The following is an 18,500-nucleotide window of genomic DNA, read 5'->3' as shown; positions in this document are numbered from 1 at the left end:
AACAAAATTCAAAACAATGTATAAAAACCACAAAATTAAAACGTGTGATCTATAAAATTAATAAAGAAACGAACAAAAATAACCATAACCACTCTTAAGAAAAACACCTAAAACACACCCTCGTCCACTTTATATTAACAAAACAACCATCAACACCGCTTCTTTTGAAAGATTACGTAACAAAGCATTCAGTATGAAAAATTCTCATATTCACAATAAAATCTGTCTCCATATCATACATCAAAAATTGTAGAAAAATTCCTCATCGCATAGAAGAAAACAACTTGTGTATCTTCAACCTATAAGTCAAAAAAATCATTTATTGTAACCTTTTATGTTTAAAAAATAACCATATTGATGAAGGAAAATAAATTCTAAGATATGAAAGGCAGAAAATCTTTCTGCCTTTCATATAAAAATACACAATGGACCACTTTTTCAAAAAAGGTAACGCAATCCCGCAGAGAAACTCGCTCCAGAAAAACCAATTTTCTTAAGCCTATGCTGATAAGTGACATCCCCATGAAGGGAAAGTTTTGAAGAAAGACGCGCATTAAACCCAAGTCCTGCTTCCAAAGAAGAACCAAAAGAACCTAACTGAAAATCATCTTTAAAAGAAACAAATTGCTTATCTTCAAAATTATGCAAATAAGAAAGCTTACTATAAAAAGAAACCTCTCGTCCCTCTTCCACAACTCCAAGCGTCTTGCTTAAACGCCCACCAACACGCCCCGCCCATTGATGAAATTTTCCCAAATCAACATCAATATCATCAACATCATACGCCTGATGAAACCGAAGATGCTGATAAATAACCTGAACCTGTGGATCAAAAACAATACCCTTATAGCCTATTGCAAACGTTCTGCCACTCGTTAAAGAGCCGCTCAACTGTTTTCCCTTTAACGCCAAAACCTTATCCCGTGCAAGGGTCAAAACATCTCCCTTAAAAAAACCATAGGATAACACCCCGTCAATATAAAAACCCGTATCATGCTGTAGACTTCCATAAGCCCCAACAGACCATTTATTAAAGGCACTTTTTTTGCTTTGTTCAACATTCTGAGGGTGTAGAGAAAGGTTTCCATAGTTTCCCAAAGCCCCAAAGAATGTACGCATATATAAACTCTCAATCTCTTTTAACAAAACACCTGCTTGAAATGCATTATAATCCAGCTCAGCATCATAGCCGTATTCAAAAGCAGATAAATTGGAAGCATAATGATGGCTTCCCCCATAAGCACGCAGAAAAAAGGCTGTGTTTTCATCATCTCTCCCAAAAGAATGAAAAGCACCCCGCATTGTCTCCAACCTCTTATTTTGCATAGTCATATCCATCAAACCAGCATGGAATAAGGCATTGGGCAAAAGGAGATACGTTGCTAATTGAGGAACAACAGCTCTAATTCCTTGTTCAGGCTGCACATCAAAGGACACAGGAAGATCAGATGAAGGAGCAGAAGGTTTAGAAGGCTTTGGCTCAACTGGTTCAGGAGGAGGAGCAACAGGTTCAGAATCCGTAGATGAAGGAGCTACCGGAACAGATGGCTCAGATGGCAAAACCTCATCAGTAGAAGGCTTCTCTGGAACAGTTGGTACAGAGGGAAACTCAGAAGGCTTTGGCTCAACAGGTACAGAAGGAGGAACAACAGAATCCGTAGAGATAAATGTTTCAGACGGTTCAGATCCTTCAGGCAAAGAAGGTGTAGATGGTATAAGCGGAGGCTCAACAGAAGGAGGTTTTTCAGGCAAAATAGTCTCTGTTGGTCGTTCAGAAGGGATCTTTTCTGCTTCAGATTGAGGGGGTAAAACTGTAGATGTGGGTTTAGAAGCAGTTTCAGAAGGATCTAATTCAGGACTAATGTAAACACTTTCAAGACGAAAATCCCAAAAATCCCCTTCCCCTGCAACCAATCTATTCTCTGGATCTGCATTTCCAGAAGAAGAATTTGGACCATAGCCACGAAGTTTATATTGATAAGGAAATCCATTCACCGTAGTATAACTATTGGCTAACTTAAAAGAACTTTCCTCTGCCGTCCCAGCAACTTGAACAAGTGAAATACTTTGCCCCCCTTTATTGCCAGCTTCTTTTTCTGAGGTTTTGGAAAGTTTTTCCATCCCAATGAGTGTGGTTCCAAAAACATTCCCGTAGATCAAAATGCGATCCGTTTGTTGAGGATCAAATGAACCATCATTATTCATAAATGTGCTCATCTTAATCTGAGTATTACCCTTTGCACTATATCCATAGTCTTCTTGGTCTGACATGACTGCATCTCTATCACTTTTTTTTCTAATTTGCAGCGTTTGATAACCAGGGGATTGATAGTGATCAAAAACAATTGTACTATCCTCAAGAGAAATACCTGAAAGCGATGAAACTATAGCATCTGTTTCCTGAGAATCTTGATATTTGCTTTTGATAAGGTACCATTTAGAACCATTCTTTAAATCCAAATAAATATCAGAGGTATCCTCGGTACAAGCATCTCCTGTAAGTGTAGAGGAATTTGCTTCAACGAGAAGATAAGAATTATTTTCAGCTTTTAACAACAAATCACCGGAGATTCTTGTCTTTTCTAATCTAACCTTAGCTTGGGCTCTATAAACATGTTTTCCGACACTATAAATGGCAATACCATCCGGAACCGCAAAATTTGTCTCTGACAAATGAACAAATGCCTTTCCCGGAGCAACTTTCTTTGCTCGCGAAAGCGCTCTATAACCATTGTACATATTGCCCCATACATCTTCTGGATTTAACCCATAAAAATACAGACCATAGGCTCCCTTACCCTGAACAGAAATATTGGATTTTTTAATCTTAATATTCGTCTTCTTAAACTCATCAGCTGAATTAAGTCCTTGCCACAACAACTTGCCTTTATTATCCTCATCATCTGAAAAATTTTTAACCAAAAAGCCATGCATATCACTAAGTTCAATAGAACTATTATTCAATTGAACAAAACCATCTTGAGATATATCAAAAGCTTCTGGTAATTTATTGACACTTTTCTCACCAATGATAACAGTTTCTTGTTTTCCTTTGCCCTTAATGACAGAACTATCGAAACTATACTCTCCCCCATAAAATGATGAAAATGCGCCTTTCCCATTAAAAGTAACGGTACTCCCTGACAGCCTAATCTTTGAACCAAAACTACTAATCAGACCTATATCTACACCATTCAATTCTTTTGGTGTAGTTTCAATATTGACACGCACTAAAGCAATATCGGTTCCTTTTCCCAATGCATAAATAGCGTGAGAAACTTCCGTAATAGTCCCATCTATCATTTGAATAACCGCATTTCCAGCATGAAGAGCAGGTACATTCTTAAAATTTGAATTTGTTAAATTAAGACGAGCACCCTCTTTTACAGATGCACCATATCCGAATATTTCATCTGAGTTATCACCCGTAACTGTTATCTGAGATGCATCAACAACTGTACCTGCTTTTTCTACATATAGAGCTGAAATAGGAGTAGAACTAGAAACATATTCTTGAGAATATTTTAAATGATAAGTTTTATTTTTAATCGTGTGTTTTTTACCATCATTGCATTTATAAAATTGAGCGTCTGGATCACAGGAGGTTGCAAAATTATTAGAATTTGCATTAACACTTACGATTGGCAAAAAAGAAACAATAGCCGTTGTGATAAATAAAAATCTATAATCCCTTAATACATTAACCATAACTTTATTCCCAATTTTCCCTTCTCCCCCTTTACTTAAAAATAAAAAATACTCGCAATAACGCTAAATCAAACACACAAAAGGTAAGAAGTATAAAACTTAAATATCCATTTTATACTTCACACAACACTCTATAACTTATGTAAAAATTACTCTATATTTCATAGGCACCTAAAAATGATAGCGTAAACCGCCTGAAAAAATCATCCCTGAAAAACCAGCTTTGCTAAGACGATGCTGATAAGTTACATCCCCATGTAATGCAAAGTTTGAAGACAACTGAGCATTCAACCCCATTCCAGTTTCTAGAGAAGAACCAAAAGCCTCTAATTGGAATTCATCTCCAAATTGCACACGTTGTTTTCCTCCGAAATTATTGGTAAGATAAAGTTTTCCACTGAAAGAAACAACTTGTCCTTCTTCAAAAGCAGCAAGCGTCTTGCTGAAACGCCCATCAACACGCATTACCCACTGATCAAGTTTTCCCATTTCAACATCAAAACCATCGATATCAGACGCCCTATCAAATCGCAAATTTTGATAAACGACCTGAACCTGCGGATCAAAAATAAGCCCCTTATGTCTGCTCATAAATGAATTACCCGCAATCACTGAAACACTCAAAGGTGCTCCCTTCAATGTTGTTGTCTTGCCTCTTGCTTTTGTCTGAACATCCCCTTTAAATAAACTATAGGAAAAAAGACCATCTATATAAAAGCCTGTATCATGCTGCATGCTGCCGTATGCTGTAATAGACCATTTATCAAATGTACTTTTTTTGCTTTCTTCAACATCGTGAGGTTGTAGAGAAATTTTCCCATAGTTCCCCATTATTCCAAAGCTTACAGTATGATGTGTATCCTCAATCGCATTGAGCAACACGCTTGCCTCTATAGCATTATCATTCAAATTTCCCCCATAACCATATTCAAGCGCAAATAGATCAGAAACATAACGGTAACTTCCACCATAACCTCGCACAAAAAGTGCCAGACTTTTACGATTTTCTTCCAAAGCCCCAGCAGCGCTACGCGATGTCTCCAACTGTTTGTTATGATTGTTCACATCCGTCAAACTGATTTGCAACAAAGTATTCGGCATCAATAGATAGGTTGGAACTTGTGAGATAACAGCTTTAACGCCCTCTTCAAGATAATGAGCAGAAGCATCATGACCGGCTAGCTCATCATTATGATGAGCATGAGTACTTAAAGAACGGGACACACGGCAATGAGACACATCATTTTTCAACTGAATATGAGGACAATGAGAAAAACTGTGAACATATTCAGATTCAAGTCGAAAATCCTCAAAATCTTCATTCCTCTTTATCGATTGCCCTTTAGCTAATTTATTTTCCTCTTTTGCGTGTCTAAAAGAAGACGTTGAACCATAAACACGAAGACAACACCGATAAGGCATCCTTTTTACAGTGACATAATCAGCAGCCAGTTTAAAAGAATCTTCCTCTGCCTTTTCATAAAACTGAATAATTGAAACGCCTTTATTATCTCCTTGGGTAGCTTTGTTATGGCTCCTTTCTTTCCCTGAAACTTCTATAATAGAAACTTTCGTTTTCCCATAAATATTATCATAGATTAAAACTTTATCGGCCTCGATCCCTCTCACTTGATTGTCTGTTGTCGCAAGAGATGCATTGATAAAAAGGCGTGAATCATTCCCAGCGTAAGCATAATCTAAGCCATTATCATCATCCAATTTCCCAATGCGAAGTGTTTTACAATGACCATCTCTTGGTCTCTGAAAGGAAATGGAACAATCAATATCCTTTACAAAGGAAACAGATGAAGCATGCCACTTATTATTTTTCCTTAACGTCACCGTCCATTGCGACTGATTAAATAGCCCAACTTCAACATAAAAATTCTTATCAATGCGTGTTCCCCCTACAAAAAAAGGCGCATCAGTTTCAACTGCTACATTCGCATTAACATCTAAGAACCTATCAGCAAAAAGATGCCCCCCCTCTAACATAGTAATATAAAGAAATCTTTTGGCATCATCGATATAAATCGCTGTATCATTAAGAACATTAAAGTTAGTCTTCTTGAACTGAATCCTCCCCAATGCAGCTAATGCCTCTGCTTCTATATATTCCTCTTGTGAGAAATTTCCTTTTAAATAAAGCCCACAAGTTTCACGCCCATGAAGAGTAATATCTGAATTCTCAAAAACAACGCCAGAATAATGCCAATCCCATGAATCAGATAAAGATTGACTATCCAACACGCCATATCGCACCGTGCCACCAGGAATGAAAACGCCCTCCTTGCCCTCCATCACGAGACCATCAATATTTGAAACATTAATCTTACCATCCTTAACGACAAGGGAGACGCCTTTCTTTACGCCCAAAACGGCCTGATTAAAGCCATTATTATAGGCGCTTATATTTTTATTATTGATCGTGTTCTCACCACTTCCAGTAACGGACACCTTATCTAAAACAATCTTCATTTTTTCCTGTGCAAACACTTCTGACGAAATTGTACCAGTGTTTTTTAACGCCAAAATCCCATAAATCTTCAAACTTCCTTTTTCGCCACCTTCATGCTTCCCTGACCATTTCTTTACCTTCAAAACATCAGAAAATCGCTATCAGCAGTATCTAAACGAACGTCACTCGCAGACCCCACGCTTCTCAAGAGCATCACATGAATAGGACTTTAGAAGAGAACGAGACGAAGATTCTTCTTGTGCATTCACATTTATATTGTACACAAAGAATAAAACAGACGCTATAAGAGCACATAAAGATACATGACCTCTTAATACTTTAACCATAATTGACTCTAAAATTTCCTTATTCATCTTTATCGAAAACCGCAAAGACACATGTAGCTCATCGATAGGTTGTTCCTATTATGTATCATCCACGTAATTCGTTTTGTGTTATATGTAAAGTTAAAAACAGAAAAATAACACAATAAAATCACGTTTTGTGCTTATAATTTTCACAAAGTATGAATTATAAAGAAAAAATACAGCTAAAAATGATAGCTTAATCCACCAGAGAAATGCGTTCCAGAAAAACCAGCCTTTGTAAATTTATGCTGATAAATGAGATCGCTATGAAAAGTAATTTTTGCAGACAACTGCGAATAAACACCAATTCCAGCTTCTAAAGAAGACCCAAAGGAACCAAGCTGAAAAGCATCTTTAAAATATACAAATTGTTTATCATTAAAACTACGAACGAAATAAAGCTTACCATAGAATGAAAGAACCTGTGCCTCTTTCGTAAATGTCACTGTTTTGGTTAAATGTCCACCAAGACGCACCCCCCAATGATCTGGCCTTCGCATATCAATATTAAAATTATCAATATCACGAGTCTTATGAAACTGGAGATTTTGATAAACAAACTGAACTTGTGGTTCAAAAATAAAACATCGACAGCCTATCATAAACGTTTTACCAGCCGTTAAGGAAAAACTTAAGGGCTTGCCTCTTAATGCAGCCGTTTTACCTCGCTCACGTGTGAGAACATTTCCATTAAACAGACCGTAAGAGAAGAGACCATCCATATAAAAACCCGTATCATGCTGCATGCTGCCATATGCTGTAATGGACCATTTATCAAAGATACTTTCTTGACGTTGTTTCACCTCTCGAGGACGCAAAGAAAGTTTGCCATAATTTCCCATAATTCCAAAAGATGTCGTACTGTATGCATTTTCGATTTTCTTGAGTAAAATACCTGCCTCTAGTGCATTATAATCAAGGTCGCCTCCATATCCATATTCAAGTGCAGATAAATTTGAAGTATAACGATGATGTCCACCGTAACTGCGCAAAAACAAAGCCGGATTTTCATTAGTTTTCAACACTCGACGAGAAAAAGTTCGCAGTGTTTGCAATTGCTTGTTTTGATTACTGATATCCATCAATCCAGCGTGAAATAAGGTATTTGGCACAAGAATATAAGTCAAAACTTGTGGTACAATGGCTCTCACATTTGGTTCAAAATGCGAAGAAAGCTCAGAAACAGGACGGATAACAACAAAAGGAGTGGAAAGAACAGGTGGCGGTAAAGGTGAACCAGATGCGGGGGGTGCAACAACAGAAGGAGTAGAAGGAACAGATGGCGAAACAGGTGAACCAGATGCGGGGCGGATAACAACAGAAGAAGTGGGAGGAACAGATGGCGGTAAAGGTGAACCAGATGCGGGGCGGATAACAACAGAAGAAGTGGGAGGAACAGGTGGCGGTAAAGGTGAACCAGATGCGGGGCGGATAACAACAGAAGAAGTGGGAGGAACAGATGGCGAAACAGGTGAACCAGATGCGGGGGGTGCAACAACAGAAGGAGTAGAAGGAACAGATGGCGGTAAAGGTGAACCAGATGCGGGGGGTACAACAACGGAAGGAGTAGAAGGAACAGATGAACCAACTGTCGGCACAACAGGATCAGCTTCAGCGACAACCGGAATAACCGGTGAAAGAGAGGGAGGAGGAGAAAAAGGAGGAGGATTTGGAACCTCAAGCACAGAAACATCAGGTGTATCAAATGTGGTCGTAAGATGGGAATCCCTATCAGGAGAATCTATAGGAGTAGAAAGACTTGGCTCTTGAGGTTCTTGCTGAGAGTTAGAATCGATAGCCTCCCCGTCAACTCCAGTAATACTAGGATGATTTTCAGGAAAAGAAGGAATATCATTAGAAGAAGGAGGAACAACGAAATCAATCACAGGAACAATTTCAGTGAGATCAAGAGAGGAAGAATCAACAAATTTACTTTCGAGGCGGAAATCCCAAAATGTTTCAGAGTTTTTAAGCACTCTTTGATTGGAATCTGCCGTCCCTAAAGCAGAGCTTGGACCATAACTCTTTAGATGATACTGATAGGGGGCGTCTTCAAGTGCGACATACCCTCCCTTTAACTGAAAAGAATCTTCAGCGGCTTGTCCATAAACCTGAACAATGGAAATCCCCTGATCATTACCGCCCTCTCCCGTCAATGCCCCTGGGCTTCCAGGAACTTTATAAACATGGACTGTTGTTTTTCCGTCAAGATCCCCATTGATTAAAAGTCGATCAGTTTTTTGCTTTTCAAGCTCTCCCCCTTGATCCAAATATGCATTAAGATAAAGGTTCACATCACCGTGCGCTTTATAGACAGTCCCTGAGCCTTTTCCGATGAGAAGTGTCTGATAACCATCTGTTGTTTTGGATTTTAATTCTTCAAAAATAAGAGAACTATCTGTAAGTTCGACCGATGAAATAGAGGAATAATCTTTTAACCTAGAACCAGACACATCAAAGTTTTGTAATTTTTCATATTTTGGTCGCGATAAAATCCACTTTGAACCATTTTTTAACACGATCTCAGCTGTAGAACTTTCATCAACATTTGCGCTTCCTACAAGGGTAGAAGCATCGGCCTCAATCTTGATATTGGAACGCTCAACAGCGTTCAGCAGTGAATCGCCAGAAACTTTTGAATTTTGTAAGAGTTTAACAGAACTTTCGAATTGGCGGCTATAAATAGCCGTACTTTCTGGAGCTATAAAAGTTGTCTGTGTCAAATGAACAGCCCCTTTTCCAGGTATAACTGTTTTTTTATCATCCAAGACAGCTTCCCAAAAAAAGCGCATACCATGAAATGCCTTCCCTCTCACAAAAACATTGGAATATTTAATATGAGCAGCATTATGATTATTCCCCTGCAACACAATGCCATGAGCATTGTTAACATTAACGTTGCCCTTCTCAAAATTAATCATGCCTTTCCCCTGAAGCATACTAAAAGCAGAAGCTTCACGATGATCATCTGTATTTGTCGTCTGTTTCCCCTTTCCGGTAATAGAAACACCCTCTAAATTAATTTCTCCATCCCCTCCTGTTTGAACGCCAATACCATCAGAAAAGTCAATCTTTCCTCCTTTCATATACATTTTTGCACCATTATGACTCAAAAGACCTATCGCATCAGCAGGTGTCCTAATCTCTGTCTTAGTCAAAGAAACCAACGACTGCTCACTCGAAACACTGATGCCTATTCTGGTTGCTTTAATCACCCCATCCTGCATTTCAAAAGCGCCATCCTCGTCAATATCGGCCCCTATCGACACTTCATTTAACATAGAATTAAAGAGAGCAACGCCTCCCCCTTTTGAAGCTTTTACACCTGTTGTCCAAGCGCCTTTTCCTGAATGGCCATTTACATTCGAAACACCGTTAATGATTATCGCCTTTCCCTCAATGAGTGTATTTTCCCCTAATGCCTCTAAGGCTGCCTCAGAACTTTTTCCCGTGAGTTGATAAGTTTTTCCAGAAATTTCATGCGTTTGGCCATCGTTACAGTGATAAAATGAAGCACTTTCGCTACATGAATATTGCTTCTTTTCAGAAGAAATTTCACCAGCATCAGCATTGTGTACAAAGAAAAAAATAACCGTTGTAAAATGACATAAAGAGAGATGTTTTTTGAGCATAATTTTCTACAAACTTTCTTCCCCTTCTCTAAAAACAAAAAAACACGCGTTCTATTTAATAATTTCGGGTACGCGTGATAATTTAAAATACATTTTGTATTTTATATATCCACGACGCTCCTTATGTAAAGCCATAATCTAAAAATATAACAATTTAAAATTGTATTTTTATAAAAACGCGTAAAAATAGAAATAATAAATCCACCATACCCCAAAACAATGATCTCAAGAGAATTTGTAAATTTACACAAAAGGAGATTATGTCTTGCCGCATACTTTATGTTTATCGCGTATTTAATAGATTAACGACCATCACAAAGAACAAAACAGCATTATATTGCTAATTCATGTGCTTATTTTTAAGACACATCTCTCAACCCACCTAAACCCATTTCACGATAACGCCCGTGAATAGTATAACGATAAATTCATTGAGCATCCCATCTTTATGCTTATGAATAAGTAAGCTGATCCCATCCCCCACTTTGCCAACCCTAAAATGTTGCGACAGCCCTTAGTACTTAAGACGGTGCATAAGAGGCATTTTGACTCTTTTCTTGTCTAGTTTTATCCACACGGCTCTGCCCACTTATAACATGGAAACGAATGGTTTTAATCAATTCAACGGAGAACAAATTTGAAAGGAGAAAACCCTACGATATTCGTGTTTCTCATTCAATATAAAACAATGAATTCTTATAAATCAGTATCTTGCATAGAGCAAAAACAGCATAAAAAGTCAAAACTGGAACCCTGAAAGCATTATCTCGTTTCTAAAAAGAAATAAATTTGCTCATGCAAAAAAACATTCTTTAAAAAATTTGTTTTAAAAATTGCAAACAAAACAATAAAAAAACACAAGCTGTACTTGTGGCTTTTTTTATGAATCCCGAAGGCAATCATCCTAAAAATGATAGCGCAATCCACCAGAAAAACTAATTCCAAAAAAACCACCTTTACTCAACTTATGCTGATAAACCAAATCACCATGAAACGCGAATTTTTGAGACAAGCGGGCATTAAGACCCAATCCAGCCTCTAGAGAAGAACCAAAAGCTCCTAATTGGAAAGAATCTTTAAAGCGCACAGATCTTTCTTTACCAAAGTCATGGGCAAAATGAACCTTCCCATAGAAAGAAACATCACGATCCTTTTCAGGTGCAGCAAGAGTCTTCGTCAAACGTCCACCAACACGCACCATCCATTGATCAAGCTTATCCATCTCGATATTAAAATTATCAATATCACGGGCCTCATTAAACTGAAGATGTTGATAAACAACCTGAGCTTGTGGATCAAAAACAACGCCTTCATATCCTGTGGCAACTTTTTGACCACTCATCAAAGAAAGACTTAAGGGATTACCCTTCAATGTTGCTGTCTTTCCCCTTGCCGTTGTCATAACATCACCTTTAAACAAACCATAAGATGCAAGACCATCGACATAGAAGCCTGTATCATGCTGCATACTGCCATAGACTGTAGCAGTCCATTTATCAAATGTACTTTTTTGGCTTTGTTCAACATTCAAAGGCTGTAGAGAAAGCTTTCCGTAAGAGCCCATAATCCCAAAGGATATGACATTCTCAACATTTTCAATTTTTTGTAACAAAACACCTGCCTCTAGTGCATAATATCCTAGATCACCTCCGTAACCATATTCAAGCACAGACAAATCTGAGGTATAATGGTAGCTTCCCCCATAACCACGCAAAAATGAAGCAGGATTTTCACGAATTTCCAACATTCCACGAGGATGAGCACGCTGTGTCTCCAACTGCTTGTTTTGATTGCTGATATCCATCAAACCAGCCTGGAGCAAACTATTGGGCAAAAGCAAATAAGTTGGAACTTGCGGAACAACAGCTTTATCGCCTTGGTTAGGACGAGAAGCCGACACAAGCTTAGAATTCTGAGTGGGTTTAGATGTAGTATCAGAATCAATATATCCATTTTCGAGGCGGAAATCCCAAAAATCTCCTTCACCTTCGACTAATCTTTGAGACACACTTGCATTTAGAGACGCATTTGCTCTTCCTAAATGAAATGCTGGACCATAAGCATAGAGCTTATACTGATAGGGGCCGTCTTCAAGTGTGACATACCCCCCCTCTAACTGAAAAGAACCTTCCTCTGCTTTTCCAGAAACCTGAATAATTGAGATACCTTTGTCATTTCCATGAAGCCCTGTACCACCTCCTGGACTTCCTGAAACGCTTTGCACATGTATTATGGTTTTTCCTTTAATATCACCATGAATTAACAACCTATCAGTTTTTTGATTTTTAATATCTCCCCCTTTATTTAAATATGTATTAAGATAAATATGCGCATCACCCTGCGCTTTATAAACAACACCCTCTCCTTTTCCAATACGAAGTGTTTGATAATCATTCATTGTATTATCTGCGGGTTTCTCAAAAATAATAGAACTATCAATAAGCTCGATCAACGAAACCGACGAAACACCTATAGCACCAGAAACTTGTAAAGTTTTATTTTTCGGTCGTGATAAAGTCCATTTCGAACTACCTCTCAACTGAAATTCAGCAGAAGAATTTTCATCAACATGCACTCCCCCTACAAGCATAGAATCATTAGCTAAAATCTTCACTAAAGAGCCACCTTCAGCCTTCAACAATAAATCTCCAGAAATTTCAGATTTTTCTGAAAACTTAATAGAACCACGAGATTTGTTGCTATAAATAGCTGTACTATATGGAACTTTAAAAGCAGTCTTTCTCACCTCAACATGCGGTGATCCTCCATTGAACAGATCAGCTAATGTTGTCATATTTTTAAAGTACATACCATAAAGTGCATTCCCTTTCACTGTAATATTAGAATCTTCAATATTAGCACGAGTATCATCAGCATGATCACCCTTTTTCTGCAATAAAAGCCCATGAACATCACTAACATCAACAGAACCGTTCGAAAACTGAACATAACCATTCCCAGATATATGAAAAGCAGCATGATCACTCTGATGCTCTGTATTCCGCCCTTGCCCCACCTTGTCGGGATTACCCTTGCCGTTCATAGAGACACCCTCTAAAATTAAATATCCATTTTCTCCTGCTTTAACCCCAACAGCACCGAAGTTCACCTGTGTATTCGTTAAATAAAGGCTACTGTAAGATTTCCCTTCTGCAAAAGCCCCCACTTCAATTGCATCAATCGATCCGCCAGATATTGAACTGCGTGCATCTCGAACTTCCATCCCGACTAAAACACCACTCAACGGGGAATTGATCAGATAAACTGACGCCGTTTCTGACACCTTTACGCCATATTTCCAAAAGTTCTTTTCCGAATTACTCTTTTCATCTAAAATACCTTTAACAGTTATATTCTTACCACGAATATATGTATTTGCCTTAGATACCTCTATGGCTCCATGATCACCATTAACCTTTTGGTCTGTAAGCGAATAAACTTTATTATTAATTTCATGCAGTTCACCATCATTACACTGATAAAATGCTGCATTCGGATTACATAAATCTTGCTTTTCTCTAGAGATAATTTGAGATTTAGCATTGTGTGCAAAAACATCAACATTATGTGTAAAAAAAAGAACTGCTGTTGTGAAAGTATATAAGGAGAAACGATTTTTAAATAAACTGGCCATAATTCCACCATAATTTGCCCCCTTGATTAAGAGCAATACATAACGTATCAAAAAAACTTAACTTAAGAGAAGATTAATACGTTTTGGGTTAAATATATGAGATTTATTAATATTTTTTGTGTTTTATGTAAATATGGAATTTTAAAAATTACTAAAAAATGCACTTTGAATCTGTCATTTTTACAAAAAAATTGTCAAAATAGAGCTGAAAAACGAGAAAAATCACTTTTAAAGTTGTTATTCAAAAACAGCGTTATAGGGTTACATGCATTTAAAATGCTTACTTTAACTCCTGCCTAATCAACACCAGAGCATATATAGTCAACATGTTTCGATAAATATTTATATTGAAACAATGAGCACTCTGTAAGCAGATAAAACTTAGTATATGCCAAAATTGGAAAACAAGGAGAGCACATATATCTGTTTTTAGGCAATCTTTATGGAAAGACAGCCTAATTTAGAATAGGAACGTGTAAAAATCAAAATCAATTTCTATTTTACCGCCTCCATTTAATTCAACTTTATAGCATTCAGAACGATAGCTTTAAAAAGTCAAAATTACACATGACTTCATCCTGTTATTTATTGCATTCCTTTTAAGAAAGCACATTTTCAAAAAACAATACTATGTTTCTCATTCACCAGATTTTTCAGATATCTCTCATTTTTTCTACCCCCATTGCACAACAACAGCAGATATAATATAAAGTATCTACCGGATACAGCGCTCATTGCGCTTAAGTTGCGTTATTTTCTTTACCAACTTCTAATATTGCAAGTCCTCTCTGATTAACACCATTCTCAAAACTATACTGTCTCCTTTCTTAAACGATTTTTTTATCCACCTACCAATCCTATACATGCCAATGAATGCTTTTTATGGATTCATAATAAGAACATTGAAAATATCTTTAGCATTCTCAGTTAAAAAATACCTTTATAAACCAGCATATTATAAAAAATATGAAATACATATTTTGAAACGATAACGTACAAACTTATTCAATTTTTCAAGCAAAATAAAAGAAGCCCAGCCCCTAAATATATTAAAAAGAGATGAAAAATCATACTCTATAAAAAAGCGATAACAACAAAATGAATAGAAATGAAAAAAGCCACAAGGATAACTTATGGCTTTTTCAAAGATTAAACAAAAACAGTAACAACTCTAGAAATGATAACGCAATCCACCAGAAAAACTCGTTCCAGAAAAACCAGCTTTCGTTAGCTTATGCTGATAAACCAAATCACCATGAAGTGCAAAATTTTGAGACAATTGAGCATTAAAACCTAATCCAGTTTCTAATGAAGAACCAAAAGCCCCTAGCTGAAAAGCGTCTTTAAAATGCACAAATTGTTTTCCTTCAAAACCATGAGCAAGATGAAGCTTGCCATAGAAAGAAATAACTTGAGCCTCATCAGTAGCAACCAGCATCTTTGTTAAACGCCCTCCAACACGACCTACCCACTGATGAAGCTTTCCTAAATCAATATCAAAGCCATCCACATCGCGCACTTTATTAAATGGAAGATATTGATAAACAACCTGAACTTGCGGATCAAAAACAAAACCATCCTCTCCCACCATAAATGTTTTTCCAGTCGTCAATGAAGCACTTAAAGGATTTCCCTTTAATGTTGCCGTTTTACCCCGTGCTGTTGTAAGAACGTCTCCCTTAAAAAAACCATAAGACACAAGACCATCAACGTAAAAACCTGCATCATGCTGCATGCCGCCATATGCCGCAACGGACCATTTATCAAATGTACTCTTTTGGCTCTGTTCAACATTCACAGGATTCAAAGAAAATTTCTCGTAAGACCCGATAATTCCAAAAGAAGCCGTCCCATACATATTTTCGATTGCTTTCAGCAAAACACCTGCCTCTAGGGCATTATAATCCAGCTCACCGCCATAACCATATTCAAGCGCAGAAAGATTTGAAGTATAACGATGATTGCCGCCATAACCGCGCACAAAAAAGAAAGGCTTTTCGCGGCTTTCTAACAAACTGCCAGAAGCAATTCGCAAAGTTTCCAAGCGCTTATTTTGATTGCTAACATTCATCAAACCAAGATGACGTAGGGCATTAGGCAAAAGGAGATAAGTCGGAACCTGCGGAACAACAGCCTTTACTCCCGGCTTAGGACGAGGATGAGGTTCCGGAGCTGGTCCTGGAGGAGGTGTCGGACCTGGAGGAGGTGTCGGACGAGGATCTGGTTCAGGTTTAACTTCAGAATCTATAGATTGACTTTCAAGACGGAAATCCCAAAACTCTCCGCTTCCTTCAACAAGTCTTTGCTTCGTACTTGCTTTTCCTAAAAGAGATCCTGGACCATAACCATAAAGCTTATACTGATAAGGCAATTCGTCTAACGCTACATAACCACCTTCCAACTGAAAAGAATCTTGCTTTGCTTCTCCAGAAACCTGAATGATTGAAAGTCCTTCATCATTTCCTCCCCTTCCCGTATACCCTCCTGGACTTCCTGCAACAGCATGCACACGGAGCATTGTTTTTCCCGAAACATCACCATGAATTAAAACACGATCCGTTTTTTGTTGATCAAGATCCCCTCCCTTATTCAGATATGTATTAAGAGAAATAAAGGCACCGTCCCGTGCTCTATAAACCTCACCTTTTCCATTTCCAATATGCAGGGTTTGATAATCATTAACAGAAGAAGATTCTTGTCTTTTAAAATGAATAGAGCTCTCGCCCATAAGACTGACCAATGAAATAGAAGAATCTTTTGCAGCCTTATGTTGATCTTTTTGCAACTGTTGTTGTAAAATCCATGTAGAGCGACCTCCCAAATAAAGTTCGGCATTAGAATCTTTATCAGTGTAAGCACGACCTTCAAGAGTAGAAGCATCAGCCAAAACCGTTATAGAAGCCCCTTTTTCAGCTTTTAATAAAAAATTCCCCGAACGAAGAGTGCTTTTCATTAAACTTACGGCACCAGAAATAAGGTTTTCACCGTAAAGAGCCGTATCGTCTAAAACAGAAAGCTCTGTTGTATCCAAATTAACAACTTCTAATCGTGGTGGCGCTTTTTCTTCCCCTAATGAGATATCCTCTTTTTTATCCCCATCTTCGCTCCATGGCTTTTTTCCCTTAAAATATATACCGTAAGATCCAGCGCCATTGACATTAATAGTAGAGGATTTAATATTAACTTCAGTCACAGGAATCCCAGATTCAGAAGGAGAATCCTCATTCGATAAATCTTTAACTTCCTGCAAAGGAATAGAATTGACTTTATTTTCTAATAATATGCCATGGACATCCATAGCATGAATAGTCGTACCCTTTAAATTAACAGCCTTCCCTAAATCCGTATATAAAACTGCATGATTATCCGAATTTTTTTCTTTACCCTTCCCAGTAATTTTAACATTCTCGAGATTTACTTTCCCACCTAACGTCGAAGAAATCCCATGGCTGTTCATAAAATCAACTGATCCACCTGACATCCAAACTTCTGAATGATCATAACTTAAAAGACTTGCATTCCCATTAGCCGTATTAATTTCTGTATCTTCTAAAAGAACAAATGAACGATCTGCTGCATCAACACCTTCATGACTTTCCCCAATCTTTCCATTTTTTACCTCAATCACTCCATTATTCGCACGAAGGGCTATAACTGTATTTTTGATAATCGGATCCTCCAAAACAATCTTACCGTTCTCTAATACGTGCACCCCCATTAGAAAAGTCTTATCAGCAACTTGACTGCTAACCGTTACATCCTTCCCACGAACTTCTGTCCCTATTCCCTTCACCGTTATAGCAATAGGATCAGGAGGGTAGTTGGAAGCATTTTCATTGGTAATTTTATAAGATTTATTATCAATTTTAGGCCCCTCTCCTGTAGGCTTCACATTGTTAGGATCCGTCCCGCAATTATCGCATACATAATACAATCCACTATAATAATAAAACGCAGGATTCATACCTATTGCATCAGAGCCCTCATTTCTAACCGTGTTATCGATATTTTTCACATACCCTTTTCCCCCATTTTGTTGTCCGTTCTCTCCCTCCTTTCCACTCAACTCATGATAGTTGCTCCCCCCACGAATACCCTCATCGTTATTGCCAATACTAGGATGATAATAACTGCCCCCACTCTCTCCACCCAGAGGCTTATTCACATTACTTCCACTAAGATGATGACCAGAAGTAACACTGATACCGTTAAGCGGAGTAACAGTTATAACATAAGGTTTACCCTCCTCATCCCGTGTCGCCGCATAAACTTCTCTTCCATTTTGGAGCAAAGAAAGGATAGCTGTTGTACAAGCACATAAACATACATGATTTCTAAACACTTTAATCATAGTTCCCTCGAAACTTTCCTACCCCTCTCATTGAAAAATAAAAGCACTTGCAAAACATCCCACTGCGCACCTCAAAATACGAAAGGTGTAACAAAAAAGACATGCCTCATGCTCACTTGAACCGTGCAATGAATTGTCCCTATAAACTTGTCAGAAGCTCTACGCGCAAAACCATCTATAGGAGAATAACAACAAAGCACAATTTATAAGTGTATAATGCATTCTGTATTTCGTGTAAAGAAAAAATAAAACCAGTGCGTGCAATTAATTTAAGTCACAATTTAGCCTTGTGAACTTTAAAAATTAATCCACAAAGAGATAAATGAAAAAATGATTTAAAACAGTGAAA

At 37.7% G+C, this 18,500-nt stretch carries 5 protein-coding genes and 1 pseudogene; all 6 read right to left on the bottom strand.

What is annotated here, in order from left to right; genetic code table 11:
* Window positions 1–438: 438 nt before the first annotated feature.
* A complete protein-coding gene (locus PVV66_RS07255; RefSeq protein WP_273719118.1) occupies window positions 439–3,708 on the bottom strand; it encodes an autotransporter outer membrane beta-barrel domain-containing protein in 3,270 nt (1,089 codons plus the stop codon).
* A 171-nt stretch (window positions 3,709–3,879) separates the two neighbouring features.
* The gene (locus PVV66_RS07250) at window positions 3,880–6,309 is read right to left on the bottom strand and encodes an autotransporter outer membrane beta-barrel domain-containing protein (RefSeq protein ID WP_338070267.1); all 2,430 of its coding nucleotides are present in this window, start codon (window positions 6,307–6,309) and stop codon (window positions 3,880–3,882) included.
* A gap of 407 nt (window positions 6,310–6,716) precedes the next feature.
* Window positions 6,717–10,166 carry an autotransporter outer membrane beta-barrel domain-containing protein gene (locus PVV66_RS07245; RefSeq protein WP_273719117.1) on the bottom strand — a complete coding sequence of 1,150 codons (3,450 nt, stop codon included), beginning with the start codon at window positions 10,164–10,166 and terminating at the stop codon, window positions 6,717–6,719.
* Between the two features lie 362 nt (window positions 10,167–10,528).
* A pseudogene (locus PVV66_RS09745) lies at window positions 10,529–10,710 on the bottom strand (integrase); the annotation flags it as partial.
* 360 nt (window positions 10,711–11,070) lie between these two features.
* Window positions 11,071–13,800, bottom strand: a complete 2,730-nt coding sequence (locus tag PVV66_RS07240) for an autotransporter outer membrane beta-barrel domain-containing protein (protein WP_273719116.1) — start codon at window positions 13,798–13,800, stop codon at window positions 11,071–11,073.
* A gap of 1,171 nt (window positions 13,801–14,971) precedes the next feature.
* A complete protein-coding gene (locus PVV66_RS07235; RefSeq protein WP_273719115.1) occupies window positions 14,972–18,151 on the bottom strand; it encodes an autotransporter outer membrane beta-barrel domain-containing protein in 3,180 nt (1,059 codons plus the stop codon).
* Window positions 18,152–18,500 lie beyond the last annotated feature (349 nt).

This window comes from Bartonella sp. AU16XJBT, assembly GCF_028618665.1.
In the GTDB taxonomy this organism is placed as follows: Bacteria; Pseudomonadota; Alphaproteobacteria; order Rhizobiales; family Rhizobiaceae; genus Bartonella.
The sequence above is the reverse complement of the archived record's forward strand: the minus strand, read 5'-3'. Positions and strand labels throughout refer to the sequence as shown.

Bases quoted from the DNA above. Each gene is read 5' to 3' on its own strand.
- PVV66_RS07255 (WP_273719118.1), bottom strand. From the start codon at position 3,708: ATGGTTAATGTATTAAGGGATTATAGATTTTTATTTATCACAACGGCT.
- PVV66_RS07245 (WP_273719117.1), bottom strand. From the start codon at position 10,166: ATGCTCAAAAAACATCTCTCTTTATGTCATTTTACAACGGTTATTTTT.
- PVV66_RS07240 (WP_273719116.1), bottom strand. From the start codon at position 13,800: ATGGCCAGTTTATTTAAAAATCGTTTCTCCTTATATACTTTCACAACA.
- PVV66_RS07235 (WP_273719115.1), bottom strand. From the start codon at position 18,151: ATGATTAAAGTGTTTAGAAATCATGTATGTTTATGTGCTTGTACAACA.